The sequence below is a fragment of the Pseudoduganella sp. GW821-FHT11H04 genome, assembly GCF_058807935.1.
Window position 1 is genome coordinate 1 of record NZ_JBXARE010000019.1, and the last position, 16,702, is coordinate 16,702.

13 protein-coding genes and 1 riboswitch are annotated in these 16,702 nt (G+C 59.1%); of the genes, 11 read left to right on the forward strand and 2 right to left on the reverse strand.

What is annotated here, in order from left to right; translation table 11 throughout:
* Together AC1RTP_RS25920 and AC1RTP_RS25925 are read left to right on the forward strand one after the other, a co-directional pair.
* Positions 1–1,320 (forward strand): S8 family serine peptidase (locus tag AC1RTP_RS25920; RefSeq protein ID WP_498611528.1); only part of this gene is annotated, 1,320 nt, incomplete at its 5' end.
* Between the two features lie 269 nt (positions 1,321–1,589).
* A riboswitch (cyclic di-GMP riboswitch) is annotated at positions 1,590–1,679 on the forward strand.
* Positions 1,680–1,783: 104 nt separating this feature from the next.
* Complete coding sequence (locus tag AC1RTP_RS25925; RefSeq protein WP_498611529.1) at positions 1,784–3,571, forward strand: S8 family serine peptidase; 1,788 nt, start codon at positions 1,784–1,786, stop codon at positions 3,569–3,571.
* 84 nt (positions 3,572–3,655) lie between these two features.
* Here AC1RTP_RS25925 and AC1RTP_RS25930 read toward each other — a convergent pair whose 3' ends face one another.
* Entirely contained in the window at positions 3,656–4,555 is a 900-nt protein-coding gene (locus tag AC1RTP_RS25930) for a PEP-CTERM sorting domain-containing protein (RefSeq protein ID WP_498611530.1), read from the reverse strand.
* Positions 4,556–4,788: 233 nt separating this feature from the next.
* Here AC1RTP_RS25930 and AC1RTP_RS25935 point away from each other — a divergent pair, with 233 nt between their 5' ends.
* The 8 genes from AC1RTP_RS25935 to AC1RTP_RS25970 all read left to right on the forward strand — a co-directional run bounded on the left by AC1RTP_RS25935 (position 4,789) and on the right by AC1RTP_RS25970 (position 10,822).
* Positions 4,789–6,252 carry a protein adenylyltransferase SelO gene (locus AC1RTP_RS25935; protein WP_498611531.1) on the forward strand — a complete coding sequence of 488 codons (1,464 nt, stop codon included), beginning with the start codon at positions 4,789–4,791 and terminating at the stop codon, positions 6,250–6,252.
* A 9-nt stretch (positions 6,253–6,261) separates the two neighbouring features.
* Entirely contained in the window at positions 6,262–6,657 is a 396-nt protein-coding gene (gene msrB, locus AC1RTP_RS25940) for a peptide-methionine (R)-S-oxide reductase MsrB (RefSeq protein WP_498611532.1), read from the forward strand.
* Between the two features lie 5 nt (positions 6,658–6,662).
* A complete protein-coding gene (locus AC1RTP_RS25945; protein WP_498611533.1) occupies positions 6,663–7,292 on the forward strand; it encodes a septation protein A in 630 nt (209 codons plus the stop codon).
* Entirely contained in the window at positions 7,289–7,561 is a 273-nt protein-coding gene (locus AC1RTP_RS25950) for a BolA family protein (protein WP_498611534.1), read from the forward strand. Before AC1RTP_RS25945 ends, AC1RTP_RS25950 begins: the two co-directional genes overlap by 4 nt.
* Before the next feature lie 124 nt (positions 7,562–7,685).
* Entirely contained in the window at positions 7,686–8,465 is a 780-nt protein-coding gene (locus AC1RTP_RS25955; RefSeq protein WP_498611535.1) for a peptidylprolyl isomerase, read from the forward strand.
* Positions 8,466–8,529: 64 nt separating this feature from the next.
* Positions 8,530–9,306: a peptidylprolyl isomerase gene (locus AC1RTP_RS25960; RefSeq protein WP_498611536.1), complete on the forward strand. Its 777-nt coding sequence runs from the start codon at positions 8,530–8,532 to the stop codon at positions 9,304–9,306.
* Between the two features lie 47 nt (positions 9,307–9,353).
* The gene (locus tag AC1RTP_RS25965) at positions 9,354–10,013 is read left to right on the forward strand and encodes a DNA alkylation repair protein (RefSeq protein ID WP_498611537.1); all 660 of its coding nucleotides are present in this window, start codon (positions 9,354–9,356) and stop codon (positions 10,011–10,013) included.
* Between the two features lie 128 nt (positions 10,014–10,141).
* A complete protein-coding gene (locus tag AC1RTP_RS25970) occupies positions 10,142–10,822 on the forward strand; it encodes a hypothetical protein (RefSeq protein ID WP_498611538.1) in 681 nt (226 codons plus the stop codon).
* Between the two features lie 9 nt (positions 10,823–10,831).
* On the opposite strand, the gene purL is transcribed toward AC1RTP_RS25970, so the two are convergent.
* A complete protein-coding gene (gene purL / locus AC1RTP_RS25975; protein ID WP_498611539.1) occupies positions 10,832–14,875 on the reverse strand; it encodes a phosphoribosylformylglycinamidine synthase in 4,044 nt (1,347 codons plus the stop codon).
* A gap of 207 nt (positions 14,876–15,082) precedes the next feature.
* On the opposite strand from purL, the gene AC1RTP_RS25980 reads away from it, so the two are divergent.
* Positions 15,083–16,693 carry a response regulator gene (locus tag AC1RTP_RS25980; RefSeq protein ID WP_498611540.1) on the forward strand — a complete coding sequence of 537 codons (1,611 nt, stop codon included), beginning with the start codon at positions 15,083–15,085 and terminating at the stop codon, positions 16,691–16,693.
* Positions 16,694–16,702 lie beyond the last annotated feature (9 nt).

Consider the following 16,702-nt stretch of genomic DNA (forward strand, 5'->3'; position numbering starts at 1 on the left):
ACCCACCCGGACCTGGCGCCAAACCTGGTCGCTGGCTTTAACGTCGCCGACAACAACACCAACACCAGCGACCTGTGTGGCCACGGCACCGAAGTCGCCGGCAGCGCTGGCGCCGTCATCAACAACGCCGTCGGCGTGAGCGGTATCGCCGGTGGCGCCAAGATCATGCCGGTGCGTATCGCTACCCTGGTCAACGGCGCTTGCTACGGCTACTACTCGACCATCGCCAGCGGCGTGACCTACGCAGCCGACCATGGCGCCCGTATCGCCAACATCAGCTACGCCGGCGTGCCAACCAGCTCGGCCGTGATCAGCGCCGCGAACTACATGAAGAGCAAGGGCGGCCTGGTGTTCGTCGCTGCCGGCAACTTCAACCGCGATGAAGGCTACACCCCGACCGATTCCATGATTGCCGTCTCGGGCACCGACAATAATGACAACCGTGCCAGCTGGTCCAGCTACGGCGCCTTTGTTTCCCTGTCGGCGCCAGGCACCGGTATCTACAGCACCATCGCCGGCGGCGGCTACGGCGGCGTCAGCGGCACCTCCATCTCCAGCCCGGTTGCCGCAGCAGTGGGCGCCCTGGTGATGGCAGCCAACCCAACCCTGACCTCGGCCCAGGTGCAAAACATCCTGTTCACCACCGCGACCGACCTGGGCGCCGCCGGCCGTGACCCATACTTCGGCTACGGCCGTGTCAACGCCGCCGCTGCCGTGGCTGCTGCCAAGGCCATGCCTGCCGCCGACACCACCAAGCCAACCGTCGCCATTGCCAACCCAGTGGGCGGCGCCACCGTCTCCGGCCTGGTGTCGATCGGCGTGAACGCCGCCGACAATGTGGGCGTGTCCCGCGTCGACCTGAAAGTCAACGGCACCGTGGTCGCTTCCGATGCCGCCGGTCCTTACACCTTCAGCTGGGATTCCACCGGTGTCGCCAACGGCATGAACAACCTGGTGGCGATCGCTTATGACGCCGCCGGCAATGTCGCCACCTCCTCCACCGTGCAAGTGAACGTGGCCAACGCCGTCCAGCCGCCAGTGGCCGACACCACCGCTCCCGTCGTTGCCATCGCCAACCCAGGCTCCGGCGCCGTCTCCGGCAACGTGGCGGTGAACGTGAGCGCTTCGGACAACAACGGCTCCGCCGGCATCAGCATGAGCGTCTACATCGACGGCCAGCTGAAGGCATCGGGTTCGGGCTCCTCCATGTCTTACACCTGGAACTCGCGCAAGGCCAGCGCCGGCACCCATACCATCCAGGCGGTCGCCCGCGATGCAGCCGGCAACACCTCCACCACCAGCGTGCAAGTAACCCGCTGATTAACTCAGAACCCTGTTTTAGCCCGGCTTCGGCCGGGCTTTTTTATTATCGATTAGAAATAATAATTAATACCGCGCCAAATGAAAATTGATTAATAACAATTGCTGCGCGCCATTAGTTAACTCTTTGATTTGACTGAATATTATTATTCGCTACAATCTTGCAAGCCAACTTTGCATAAACGCTCAGATTGATTTGTATCAGGATGTAATTTACGGGCAAATTCATTTGCCATGCGGTAAATCGGAAATTATTATCGTGACCTGATGTCTGACAAAGGCAAACCGCGCGAAAGCACGGGACGCAAAGTCAACGGTCTACCGACGCCCAAAGCGTCTATGACGGCTGGACTGCCAGATACACAGGTGACCCTGAAGTCCCCTGTGTGCTCTTCAACCACTCTTTGCGGGGTGGCCGGCAGTCCCTTTTTTTGAAACTTTGAAAAAACAGGACTAGCCCTGAATGAAGAACTCCACCTGCATCGCCCTCATCCTCGCCGCTGCAACTCCACTGGCCTTCGCAGCCCCAGGCAACACGGCAAATGAATTTGCGCCCGGCCGTATTCTGGTCGAACCGCTCGCCGGCCTGACTGCCGATGAATTTGCCAAGGATCTCAAGATCCACGGCGCTGGCAAGGCACGCAAGCTCGGCCAGAGCAATATCCACGTCATCGACGTGCCGCATGGCTCCGAAAAAGCTATCGCCAACAAGTTGAAACACAACCCGCATTTCAAGTACGCAGAACTGGACCAGCGTGTCGAGATTGCGGCGACCAGCAATGACCCATACCTGGGCAGCGAATGGCACATCAACAAGATCGGCGCGAATACCGCCTGGGACAAGTCGCAAGGCGCCGGCGTGACCATTGCCATCCTGGACTCAGGTGTCGACGCCTCGCACCCGGACCTGGCGCCGCACCTTGTCGCAGGCTATAACATTGCCGACAACAACAGCAACACCAGCGATATCTGCGGCCATGGCACCGAAGTGGCCGGCGCTGCTGCCGCCACCATGAACAATGGCGTAGGCGTCGCAGGCGTTGCCGGCGGCGCGAAGATCATGCCGGTGCGTATCGCCACACTGGTCAACGGCGCTTGCTACGGCTACTACTCCACCATCGCCAGCGGCGTGACCTACGCAGCTGACCACGGCGCCCGTATCGCCAACATCAGCTATGCCGGTGTGCCAACCAGCTCGGCCGTGATCAGCGCAGCGAACTATATGAAGAGCAAGGGCGGCCTGGTGTTCGTCGCCGCCGGCAACTTCAACCGCAATGAAGGGTACACCCCGACCGACTCCATGATTGCCGTGTCGGGCACCGACAATAATGACAACCGCGCCAGCTGGTCCAGCTACGGCACCTTTGTATCGCTGGCGGCGCCGGGTACCGGCATCTACAGCACCATCAAAGGCGGCGGTTACGGCGGCGTCAGCGGCACTTCCATTGCCAGCCCGGTTGCTGCAGCAGTGGGCGCCCTGGTAATGGCGGCGAACCCATCGCTGAGCGCTAGCCAGGTGCAGAACATCCTGTTCAGCACTGCTGTCGACTTGGGCAGCGCTGGCCGCGACATTTACTTCGGCTATGGCCGTGTGAACGCAGCAGCCGCAGTTGCAGCAGCCGGTGGCAAGACCACTACCACCCCGACTACTCCGACTACGCCGTCCGACACAACCAAACCGACCGTCGCGATCGCTAGCCCAAGCGCAAGCAGCACCGTTTCCAGCACCGCGACCGTGACTGTGAACGCGTCGGACAACGTCGGTGTTACCCGGGTTGACCTGAAAGTTGGCAGTACCGTGATTGCTTCGGACACGGCTGCGCCTTACAGCTTCGCCTGGGATACCAAAGGTGTGGCGAATGGCATGGCAACATTGACCGCCATCGCTTACGATGCGGCCGGCAACGTGCAATCGTCGTCGCCTGTTTCGGTGAACGTGGCCAACACCACAACCTCGACCACCCCGGGCGCTGATACTTCTGCACCGTCTGTCCGCGTAACCAATCCAGTTTCTGGCGGCGCCGTGAGCGGCAACGTGACCGTGACTGTCAACTCGTCCGACAACAGCGGCGCTGCCGGCATCACCAACACCCTGTCGATCGATAACGTGGTGGTGGCAACCGGGACCGGTTCGACCCTTTCCTACGTGTGGAATACCACCAGCATCGCGACCGGCAAGCACATCGTATCCGCCACCGCGCGTGACAAGGCCGGCAATGCCTCAACCTGGGCAGTGAGCGTTACCCGTTAAGGAGCGCCCCCCAAAAGGAAATGCCGTTCAGCGTTGACTGAACGGCATTTTTTCTACACGACTCTCAATCGGAGGGAGGCTTCTTTAAGACAGCTTCCTGCGTTTATAAGCCAGGCCAAAGAGGCCGGTGGCCAGTAGTGCCAGGGTACCCGGTTCAGGAATAGTCTGTGGAGGGCCGCCGCATGGGTTTTGCGGAGTAGGAATGCATTCCCCGTTAATCGGAGCGCCCTTGATATAAGTCCACTCTTCGTAACCGTCGTTATTCGGATACCGGTTTGGATCGAGGTTGGCGCTGGTGCCAAGCCGCGAATACAGATAGATGAAGGCGCCATTCTTCATGGCGTCTGTAGTCAGGCCCATGGAAGCGAAGATCGGATCAAAGGCGGTCGCAGGGATGTCCAGCGTCATGTCACCGGTACCACTACCGCTGTTCAGGTTGTAGTTAAGGTTCACGGTATTGTTTTGACCGCCGGCATCCAGCTGGTACACCAAACTGCCGAGTCCAGAGATAATGCCGCCTTGGGTCGCGGCAGGAGCGCCATTATTTACATTTGCGGTGGTGGACAGGAAGACCTGTACCTCGTCCAGGCTATGGAATGGATCTTTCGAGGTTTGATTGATGTCCAGCAGGAAGCGCATGACAGATACGCCATTTACCGTAACGAAGCCAACTTGACCAACGGTAATCTCGTGATTGAATGTATCCGAGCTATCATTGTTGTAGACGTTATTAGCCGTCGTGTTGTAGCCCTGAACCAGTGTTTCGTTCGTCGAGATGCGAACAAATGACTGGATCACGCCACTACCGGTTGGCTGGGTGAAGTTTTGCGTATATGTAGCGCCACCGATCGTCCCGCCAATCGGACTGTTCTGGTTGGGCGGTGCTGCGGTCAAGTCCAGCGTCGTGTCCGCAAGTGCTGCGCCACTAAACGACAATGCCAACAAACCTGCGATTGTCCCCAACGATTTCTTTACGATTTTCATGGCACCCCCTGCCTGGTTGTTGTACGCAAGTTGATGCATTAAGCGTGCCCAAGTTTTACTAACGAATGGAATCAAGCAGTTAACCTCAGCCATATTGACTGCGCATGCAAATACTGTAAAAATTTCCGACAGAAATCCAATTTAAATCAAGCACTTAACGATTCTTAAGGGATACTTAGGTTGCCTTGCGGCCAGCACCGAAGCCCTATACGCTGCGCTACAATGCAGCTGATATGACTGCAGCCACTTTTCCATTCGAGAATTCCTTCGCCGGCCTTCCGCCCGCATTCTATACACGTTTGATGCCGACCCCGCTGCCAGCGCCGCACCTGGTCGCAGTGAGTCCGTCAGCTGCACGACTGATCGGTCTTGATCCGGGCGACCTGTCCAGTGAGGCCGCAATCGCCACCCTGGTTGGCAACCGCGTTGCTGAGCTCTCTCAGCCGTTGGCCGCCGTATATTCAGGCCACCAGTTCGGGGTTTGGGCTGGACAACTGGGCGACGGACGCGCGATCCTGTTAGGCGATATTGCTAGCGCCGAAGGCCCGATGGAGCTCCAGCTCAAAGGCGCCGGCATGACGCCCTACTCCCGCATGGGCGATGGCCGCGCAGTACTGCGCTCATCAATCCGCGAGTTCCTGTGCTCCGAAGCGATGCACGGCCTCGGCATTCCGACGACGCGGGCTTTGTCTGTTGTGGCTTCAGACCAAGGTGTAGTGCGCGAATCGATTGAGACGGCAGCCGTCGTTGTGCGCATGGCGCCAACCTTCATCCGCTTCGGCTCGTTTGAACACTGGTACTACAACCGCAAGCAAGAAGAGCTTAAGCAGCTAGCCGATTACGTCATCGACCGTTTCTACCCAAGCCTGCGCGACGAAGAAAATCCATACGCGGCCTTGCTGGAAGAAGTCACCCGCCGCACCGCGCGCATGATTGCGCACTGGCAGGCAGTCGGCTTCATGCATGGCGTTATGAATACTGACAATATGTCGATCCTGGGCCAGACCCTCGACTACGGCCCATTTGGCTTCATGGATGGTTTCGACGCCAACCATATCTGTAACCACAGCGACGATCACGGCCGCTATTCCTATTCCAACCAGCCGCAGATCGGCCACTGGAACTGCTACGCCCTGGCGCAAGCCCTGCTCCCGCTGATTGGTGAAGTTGAACTGACGCAGGAAGCACTTGACGTGTATCAGCCTGAGTTCGCTCGCCACATTGACCAGCTCTTGCACGCCAAGCTTGGTTTGAACACCAGCCAGGAAGGTGATCGCGAGTTGCTGGACGCCCTGTTTGCGGTGTTGCAGTCCAATCACACCGACTTCACGATCTTCTTCCGCCGCCTCAGCGGCCTGCATGCCGCGGGACCAGAGGGCGACGAGCCCTTGCGCGACCTGTTCATCGACCGCCCAGCCTTCGACCAATGGGCAGAAGGCTACCGTGCGCGCCTGCGCGCAGAAAACAGCGACGATGCGGCGCGCAAGCTTGCGATGGATCAGGTCAATCCCAAGTATGTGCTGCGAAACTATATGGCACAGGTCGCCATTGAAAAGGCGCAGAATAAGGACTTCTCCGAAGTCGAGCGCCTGCTGGCCGTGCTCGAACGGCCGTTCGACGAACAGCCGGAAAATGAACAATACGCAGGCTTCCCGCCAGACTGGTCGAACCAGCTGTCGGTCAGCTGCTCATCTTGAGAGAAGAACATGGATAAAGTAGTCAAGACCGACGTTGAGTGGCGCGAGCAACTCGACCCGATGGAATACCAGGTCACGCGCCACGCAGCGACTGAGCGCGCTTTCACTGGAAAATTCTGGGACCATCACGAGCACGGCATTTACACCTGCGTGTGCTGCAACACGCCTTTGTTCGAATCGGATGCCAAATTCGATTCCGGCTGCGGCTGGCCAAGTTACTTCAAAGCGCTCGACCCGGCAAATGTCATCGAGAAAACGGACCGCTCGCATGGTATGCTGCGCACCGAAATCATCTGTGCAGTCTGTGACGCCCACCTGGGCCACGTCTTCCCGGATGGTCCGCCGCCGACCGGACTGCGCTATTGCATTAATTCGGCTTCGCTGCGCTTCGAACCAAAGCCCTGATTAATATGAAGATCCTTTTCGACTTATTCCCGCTAATCCTTTTCTTCGCCAGCTATAAACTTGCCCGCGGTGACCAGGAGGCAGCGCAAGCAATGCTGAACAACCTGCTCGGCAACATTGTGCCCGGCGGCGCGATTCCAGCTTCGCAAGCGCCCATTATCCTGGCGACCATTGTCGGTATTGTCGCAACGGCGGCCCAGGTCCTTTACCTGCTGGCGCGCCGCAGGAAAGTCGATGGGGTGTTGTGGGTGTCTCTTGCCGTGTTCGTTATTTTCGGCGGCATGACGATCTATTTCCACGACGATAACTTCATCAAGTGGAAGCCGACGATCATCTATTGGGCAATGGCCACGGCCATGCTGGTTGCTTACCGATTCTTCGACAAGAACCTGATTCGGGCAGCCATGGAGAAACAAGTTCAGCTGCCAGAGCATGTCTGGATCCGCCTGCACTTTATGTGGCTGACTTTTTGGCTGGTGCTGGGTTTCGTTAACCTCTTTGTCGCGTTTGTGCTCTTCAAATCGGACAATGACGCCTGGGTCAATTTCAAATTCTTTGGCGTTACGGGCTTGATGCTGGTCTTCTTTATTGTCCAGGGCATTTACCTTTCTAAACATATTAAAGATGAAGTATGAGTGATCCCCGTATTTCCAAAATTCGTGAACGCCTGCTAGCATCGCTGGCGCCATTAGAAATCGTGCTGGAAGATGAGTCGGCGATGCATGCCGGCCATGCCGGCGCCGCATCCGGTGGCGGTCATTACCGACTCAAGATTGTCTCCGCTAAATTCGAGGGTTTGAAACTCGTCATGCGCCATCGTCTGGTGTATGATTCCGTGCACGATATGATGCATAAAGAAATTCATGCATTGGCCATTACCGCATTGGCACCGTCCGAAGTATGATAGGCGCGGAGTTTTTGGGAAATCATCAAAGAAGAACCTCGATCGTTGAATAGTAGAGACATCTCGGCGAACAGCCCCAAAATCCCCGCACTTCAGTAAACTTTCCCGTTAGGAATATATCTAAATGACTTTCAAGCCAGCCCGCTTGCTGCTCGCACTTATCGCCGTTGCTGCCGCTCCAGTATTTGCCCAGAACGCTGCTGTCGTTAATGGCAAAGCCATCCCGTCCGCTAAGGTTGACGCCCTGGTCAAGCAAGTCGTTGCACAAGGCCAACAGCAAGACACCCCACAACTGCGCGACATGATCAAGAAGTCCCTGATTGGCCGCGAAGTCATGATTCAGGAAGCAGAAAAGCAAGGCCTGTCCAAGAACAAGGAAGTGACCGCTGCCCTGGACCAAGCTCGTCAGGACATCATGCTGCAAGCCCTGGCCGGTGAATTCATCAAGAAGAATCCGATCAGCGATGCCGAAATCAAGGCCGCCTATGACCGCGCCGTTGCTGAAGAAGGCGACAAGGAATACCACGTACGCCACATCCTGGTGGAAACCGAGAAAGAAGCTAACGAGATCATCGCTAAGCTGAAAGGCGGCGCCAAGTTTGAAGACCTGGCAAAGAACTCCAAGGACACCGGTTCCGCTGCCAACGGCGGCGACCTGGACTGGGGTACTCCAAAGAATTTCCCTAAAGTCTTCGCGGACGCTTTCACCACCCTGCAAAAAGGCCAGGTTACCGAGAAGGCAGTTCAGACCCCAAGCGGCTTCCACGTGATCAAGGTCGACGATACCCGTCCAGTCAAGCTGCCTAGCCTGGAAGAAGTAAAGAAAAACATCGCTGATTCGCTGGTACGCGAGAAACTGCAGGCCTACCAGGAAGCCCTGGTTAAGAAAGCCAAAGTACAATAATCCTTCACGGACCCGATCCGGCGCCCATGCGGCGCCGGATTTATTTTAACTAAGGAATTACTCGATGAAATTCAAACCAGCCACCCTGCTGTTGGCTCTGATCGCAGTTGCTGCAACCCCTGCTTTCTCCCAAAACGTCGCTACCGTGAACGGCAAAGCCATCCCAGCCGCCCAAATGGACGCAGCTCTCAAACAAGCCGCCGCCCAAGGCCAGCCGGATTCGCCGCAGCTGCGCGAAATGATCAAGAAGTCCCTGATCGGTCGCGAAGTGCTGCTGCAGGAAGCCACCAAGCAAGGCGTTGCCGCCAACAAGGACGTCAAGGAAGCGCTGGAACAATCGCGCCAGGAAATCATCATTCGCGCCCTGCTGGTCGACTACGTGAAAAAGAATCCAGTGAGCGACGCTGAGATCAAGGCCGCGTACGACCAGTTCAAAGCCGGCAAAGGCGAGAAGGAATACCACGCGCGCCACATCCTGGTGAAGACCGAGAAAGAAGCGACCGACATCATCGCCAAGCTGAAAGGCGGCGCCAAGTTTGAAGAACTGGCAAAGGCCTCGCAAGACCCAGGCTCTGCTGCTAACGGCGGCGACCTGGACTGGGCAGCCCCAGGCAACTACGTGAAGCCATTCTCTGACGCAATGGTTGCACTGAAAGACGGCCAAGTCACCGACAAGCCAGTGCAATCGCAATTCGGCTACCACGTGATCAAGCTGGAAGGCACGCGCGCTGCCAAGGTTCCGACACTGGAAGAGATCAAATCCCAGATCGCTGAATCCCTGACCCAGCGTAAAGTTGCGGCTTACCGCGACCAGCTGGTTGCTAAGGCAAAAGTGCAATAATTCCGGGCATTCGCCTGCGAGAGCGCCCTGCGGGGCGCTTTTTTTATATGACCACGACCAAACACTTCATCGCGACCCTTGTCCCGTTGGCCGACGCCGATCGCGCCCCGGCCATGCGCGCCTATATGCGCGACCAGTTCCTTTTCCTCGGCATCGCCACACCGGCCCGTCGCGAAGCCGTCAGACCGCTGCTGCGTTCGTTTAAAGGTGCTTCCGCTGGCGAACTACTGGGCCAGGCCGGCGAGCTATGGGAGCAGACTGAGCGGGAATATCAATACGCTGCCATCGATTTGTTGGCGGCGCACTGGAAGCAGCTGTCCGCCGCTGATTTGCCCCTGCTGCAAGAGCTCGTGCTGCGCAAATCCTGGTGGGATTCAGTCGATGGCTTGGCTGGCGTTGTCGGCGATGTGTTGCGTTTCGAACACCATGGAATGGACGATGCGTTGAATCACAGCGATTTCTGGATGCGCCGTATCGCCCTGCTCCATCAATTAGGCTGGCGCCGGAAAACCGATGAAACCCGGCTTTTTGAATATTCACTTTCGCTTGGCCATGAAAATGAATTTTTCATTCAAAAAGCAATTGGCTGGGCATTGCGGGATTATGCGCGGCACGCCCCGAATAATGTCGCTCAATTTATAAATGAAAATAAGACCCGTTTGTCGAAGCTGAGTGTTCGAGAGGCGGGTAAGCACCTCTCACTCTAGTCTCAAGCCGAGTGCTGGCTTGTTCATGCCAACTTGGAGCACGAGAAAAAACAACAACGATAAAGCGCACAATTGCCGCTCTTTTTGTGCTCAAGTTAAAATCGTGACAACTAAAAGGAGGCTGGTAAATGAATCAACTCGCATTACGGAAGTTAATCCTCTGCGGCGCATTTATTACCGTGACGCCCGCAATGGCAGGCGTCATCGCGACTTTTGATGATCTGCCTTCGCCGCCGGCACTCGACAGCGCGTCAGGCTTGCAGTGGACCAATGGCGCGGATGGCCTTGTCTATCACGGCATCACCTGGGATAGCCGCTTCGGCGTAGTTGGCGACCAGTATCGCGTTGGCGGCCCCGGCGGCCCGCTCTTCGGCATTCCCCATTCCGGGCATTACTTCGTATCCAACGCCGATGGTTCGAGCGGCATGACGATCACCACGGACAAAGTGCTGACCGGCGCCTGGTTCGGGCGCAACCAATATTACGGCTTTGGAGAAGGCGGTGCGGACCAGGTGACCATCGTGGCGCTGAATGGCGCTGCTGAATTGGCATCTGTGATGTTTGACTTGCCGGAAAGCCATCCGGGCCTGCCGGAACCGCTCTCCTTTGTCGATACCAGCATCTTTGGTACCGTGGGTGCCATTACCGGATACCGCATTGACCGGCGTGAACTCGGCCAGCAGAACGGAAACTGGGTCGCCGACGACTTCACGTTCGCCGATGCGACCCAGGTGCCGGCCCCGGGCGGGACCGTCTTGATGCTGGGCGGCCTGGCTGCTTTGTTCGCAGCCCGCCGCCGTCGCGCTTAGTCCAGCCGATTAGCCGATGAACTTGCGCGCGTTGCCCCACATACGCGCCCAAGGCGATTCCTCGCCCCAGCCGTCCGGATGCCAGGAGTTCTGCACGGTACGGGATACGCGCTCAGGGTGCGGCATCATCACGGTGAAGCGGCCGTCAGCGGTGGTGACCGAGGTCAGGCCGCGCGGCGAACCGTTCGGGTTGTACGGATAGGCTTCGGTTGCGCCACCCTTGTTGTCGATGAAGCGAAGCGCGCCGATTGCCTGGTCGATATTGCCGGTCTGGCTGAAGTCGGCAAAGCCTTCGCCGTGCGCAATCGCGATCGGGGTCTGGGTGCCGGCCATGCCTTGCAGGAAGATCGAAGGCGAATCCAGCACTTCCACCATCGAGAAGCGTGCTTCGAACTTCTCGGACTTGTTGGTGGTGAACTTCGGCCATGCATGGGCGCCTGGAATCAGCGATTTCAGGTTCGACATCATCTGGCAACCGTTGCAAATACCCAGGCCGAAGGTGTCGGTGCGATGGAAGAACTTCTGGAACTGCTCAGCCATTTCCGGGTTGAACAGGATGGACTTGGCCCAGCCTTCGCCCGCACCCAGCACGTCGCCGTAGGAGAAGCCGCCCACCGCGATAATGCCCTGGAAATCGTCCAGCGAAACGCGGCGCGCGATCAGGTCGCTCATGTGCACGTCGACCGCTGCAAAGCCGGCGCGGTGCATTGCCCATGCGGTTTCAATGTGGGAGTTGACGCCCTGCTCGCGCAGGATCGCCACGCGAGGACGCACGCCGGTCGCCAGGAACGGCGCAGCGATGTTCTCAGCCATGTCGAAGCTGACCTTCGGCTGCATGCCTGGATCGGTTTCGTCCAGCAGGCGGTCGTATTCGGCATCGGCAGTGGCTGGATTCTCACGCACGCGGGAGATGCGCCAGCTAGTTTCGCTCCACAGGCGGTGCAGTTCGGCACGTGGCTTGGAGTAGATGATCTTGGCGTCGCGGGTGAACTCAACCACGCCGCGGTCGTTCAGCTTACCGAGGATGTGGCTGCACGCACCCAGGTTGAAGCTACGCAGCACGTCCATGACGGCCGATTTCTCGTCGGCGCGCACCTGGATCACGGCGCCCAGTTCTTCGTTGAACAGTGCGGACAGGGTCAGCTCATTGCGGCGCTCTGCCACCTGGCCGGCCCAGTTCTTGGCGTCGCCATGGTCCATGGTGCCTTCTTCGCCCAGGGTCAGCATGTCCAGGTTGACGGACAGGCCGGCGCGGCCGGCGAAAGCCATTTCCACCAGGGTGGCGTACAGGCCGCCGTCCGAACGGTCGTGGTAAGCCAGGATCTTGCCGTCTTTGTTCAGCTGCTGGATGGCGTTGAAGAAGCCTTTCAGGTCTTCCGGCGAATCCACATCCGGAGCTACATTGCCCAGTTGGCCCATGACTTGCGCCAAGGCGGATGCGCCCATACGGTTCTTGCCGCGGCCCAGGTCAATCACGATCAGCGAGGTTTCGCCCAGGTCGGTGCGGATTTGCGGGGTCAGCGACTTGCGTACGTCGTACACCGGCGAGAAGCCGGAAACGATCAGGGAAACCGGCGAAACAACCGCCTTGTCCGCGCCCTCGTCTTTCCAGGTGGTGCGCATGGACAGGGAATCCTTGCCGACCGGAATCGAAAGGCCCAGCGCCGGGCACAGTTCCATGCCGACCGCTTTCACGGTGTCGAACAGGGCTGCATCCTGGCCTGGTTGGCCGCAGGCAGCCATCCAGTTCGCCGACAGCTTGATGTCGGAAATATCGTTGATTGGCGCGGCGGCCATATTGGTGACGGTCTCGCCCACTGCCATGCGGCCGGAAGCCGGTGCGTCGATCACGGCCAGCGGAGTACGCTCGCCCATCGACATTGCCTCGCCCACGTAACCGTCGTAGCTCAGGGTGGTCACGGCGCAGTCGGCCACTGGCACCTGCCATGGACCAACCATCTGGTCGCGCACGGACATGCCGCCAACCGAACGGTCGCCGATGGTGATCAGGAAGCTCTTGTCGGCCACGGTAGGCAGCAGCAGCACGCGCTTGGCGGCTTCTTCCAGTTCGATGCCGGTCAGGTCGATCGCTGGCAGGTCGTTCTGCACGTGCTTCACGTCGCGGTGCATCTTAGGCGGTTTGCCAAGCAGGACTTCCATCGGCATATCGACCGGGTTGTTGCCCATTTCCTGGTCAATCACCTTCAACTGGCGCTCTTCGGTTGCCACGCCGACGACGGCGAATGGGCAACGCTCGCGTTCGCACAGCGCCTGGAACAACGCCAGGTCGCTTGGGGCGATGGCCAGGACGTAACGTTCCTGCGATTCATTGGACCAGATTTCTTTCGGGGCCATGCCGGACTCTTCCAGCGGAACTTTGCGCAGGTCGAAAATCGCGCCGCGCTTGGCGTCGTTGGTGATTTCCGGGAAAGCGTTGGACAGGCCGCCCGCACCCACGTCGTGAATCGAAATGATCGGGTTCTTGTCAGCCAGTTGCCAGCAGCCGTTGATGACTTCCTGGGCACGGCGCTCCATCTCTGGATTGCCGCGCTGGACGGAGTCGAAGTCCAGGTCCGCGGTGTTGGTGCCGGTCGCCATCGACGAAGCGGCCGAACCGCCCATGCCGATGCGCATGCCAGGACCGCCCAGCTGGATCAGCAGGCTGCCGACCGGGATGTCATTCTTGTGAGTGTGCGAGCCCGAGATATTGCCGATACCGCCGGCGATCATGATCGGCTTGTGATAGCCCATCACGGTGTCTTTGCCGCCGGCGAATTGCTGGCCGATGTTCTGCTCGTAAGTACGGAAGTAACCGCCCAGCACGCAACGGCCGAATTCATTGGAGAACGCGGCGCCGCCCAGCGGGCCGTCAATCATGATCTGCAGCGGCGAAGCGATACGCTCCGGCTTGCCGTACACCTGGCTTTCGTCGCGCTTGCCGACCGGAGCGGTCACGTTGGCGGCGTTTTCCCATGGCTGGACTGCGCCCGGGATCATCAGGTTGGACACGGTGAAGCCGGTCAGGCCTGCTTTTGGCTTGGAGCCGCGGCCGGTTGCGCCTTCGTCGCGGATTTCGCCGCCCGCGCCAGTGGAGGCGCCTGGGAATGGGGAAATCGCGGTCGGGTGGTTGTGGGTCTCCACCTTCATCAAGGTGTGCACCAGCTCGGTGGTAGGCGCGTATTCCTGGCCTTCGCGCGGGTAGAAACGGGTAACTTCAGCGCCTTCGATGATCGACGAGTTGTCCGAGTAGGCTACAACGGTGCCGCGCGGGTTCTTCTCGTGCGTGTTCTTGATCATCTTGAACAGCGACTTGTCCTGCGCCACGCCGTCGATGGTCCAGTCGGCGTTGAAGATCTTGTGGCGGCAGTGCTCCGAGTTCGCCTGGGCGAACATCATCAGCTCAACGTCGGTCGGGTTGCGCTTGGCGTTGGTGAAGGCTTCCAGCAGGTAGTCGATCTCGTCGTCCGACATCGCCAGGCCCAGGTCGGTATTCGCCTTTTCCAGCGCCATGCGGCCAGCACCCATCACGTCGATCGATTCCAGCGGCTTGGCTTCCAGGCTTGAGAACAGGCCGGCAGCCTGGTCCGGGTGGCGCAGCACCGACTCGGTCATGCGGTCGTGCAGCAGCGCCGCCACAGCTTGCGCCTGTTCGCTGTCCAGCTTTTTGGCTGCGCCGAGGCCTGTGCCCAGGATGCCGCCTTTCAGGTTGATGCGGTACGCAACGCCACGCTCAACGCGGTGGATATGCGCCATGCCGCAGTTGTGCACGATATCGGTGGCCTTGGAAGCCCACGGCGAAATGGTGCCGAAGCGAGGAATGACGACAAACTCTTCCACTACACCGTCAGCCTGCTCAGGCAGGGCCGGCTCGCCGTAGGTCAGCAGGCCGTTCATGCGGTTCAGGTCGTCTTGGGACAGCGCCGAGGCGGAGTCGACAAAGTGAATAAAGCGGGCTTGAACCGACGTGATCGACGGCAGAACTGCTTGAAGCTGGCTGAGGAGGCGTTGGCTACGGAAGGAAGACAGGGCGTTGGAACCCGGCAGAATCAACATAGTGGGGGCGTGAAGAATGCAGCGTAGCTGCGGTTTAAAGGAATACTGTGCACGAGCTGAATGGTCCTGCTGTATTTCGATTTGCCGACATTATACTTGTTTCGGGCACCACTTCCCACCCTTACGTGATTGGTTTGAAAGCAACATTTATAGCTTTTGCCCCCGTTTCCGCCTGTATTTTGTGCGGCCATGCGGTATTCTCGGTAAATGCACGAATATAGCGGCCTTTACGTCCTGATAATTGATCCCAACCAGCATATGCGCAGCGGCCTGCATAATATGCTGGGCCAGTTGGGAATCACCCGCATCGAGCATGGCGTCAGCGCAGCCACTGCCATCCGCCACCTCGAAAAGAAGGCGTTCGACCTGGTGCTGTGCGAATACGACTTGGGCAGTGACCAAGGCCAGGATGGGCAGCAGCTGCTGGAAGACCTGCGGCTCCACAAACTGATCTCCCCTTCCACCATCTTCATCATGCTGACCACGGAAGGCGTCTACAGCAAGGTGGTCAGCGCCGCCGAACTGACCCCTACCGACTATATCCTCAAGCCATTTACGGTCGAAGTGCTGGCCCAGCGCATTGCGCGCGCCGTTGACCGCCGCGCCGCCCTGCTCCCGGTGCACCAGGCGGTGGAACAAGGCCGTCTGCGTGGAGCGATCCTGGCCAGCGAGGTGGCGGGCGCCGCGAATCCTCGCTATGCTACCGAATGCACGCGGCTGCGGGCCGAGGCGCATACGGCGCTAGGCGAGGTCGCGCAGGCGGAAATCCTGTACCGCGAAATCCTGGCCATCCGCCCCCTCGGCTGGGCCCAGCTTGGGCTGGCGCGCTGCCAATACCAGCAAGCGTCGTATCACGATGCACTGGAAACGCTGCAGGGCCTGGTCGACGACAATCCCAAATTCATGGCGGCCTACGACCTGATGGCGCGGACCCATGAGGCAATCGGGCAGATTTCCGAGGCGCGCGCCGCGCTGGAGGCAGCGGTCGCCATCTCGCCCCATATGGTGCGGCGCCTGCGCCACCTGGGCCAGGTGGCGCTCGCCGGCGGCGATATTGAGGCGGCCGAAAAGAGCTTCAAACAAGTCGTCGCCAAGTCCAAATATTCTGAGTTCCGCGATCCGGAAGACCATGTGAACCTGGTTCGAACCCTGGTCCAGAAAGGCGATGCGGCCGGCGCGGCCAATGCCTTGCGCGACCTGGAGCGCTCAGCGCGCAGCGGTGCGGAGACCGACGCCTGTAAAGCTTATTCCGCAGCCTTGCTGCAGGAACTGAACGGAAACTCCGATGCAGCGCACTCGGAACTGGCCAACGCCGTGCGCGCCGCCGCCGACGCCAAGACTCTTTCCAGCGGCCTGAAACTGGGACTTGCGGAAAACTGCCTGCAACAAGGCATGGACGAACAAGGCATGCAATTGCTGGACGGCCTCGCCGGCGATCCAGCCAGTGGCCTTAGTGAATCCGACCTTACGGCAGTCTATGAGCGCGCAGGCCGCGCGGAACTGGCGGCAAGTGAGGGTGACAGCGTGGAACGCTACCTCGATGGCCTGGTAAGGCAAGCGGCCGCGCGCAGCGGCCAGGGCGACCAGCGCGGCGCAATCCAGGTGCTGCAAGTGGCTGTACGCCGCCGTCCGGAGAACGCAGGCCTGATTTCCGCCCTCGCCTCGGCAATCCTGCGCCTGATGCTCGATAGCGGCTGGGAAGCAGCCCTGGGCGAGCAATGTGCAACCCTGCTGGTGCGCATGCGCAAGGCCGACCCTCAACATCCGATGCTGGCTGCGCTATCATCACAATATGTCACCCTGCGGGGCAAACAATAAGAGACGAAG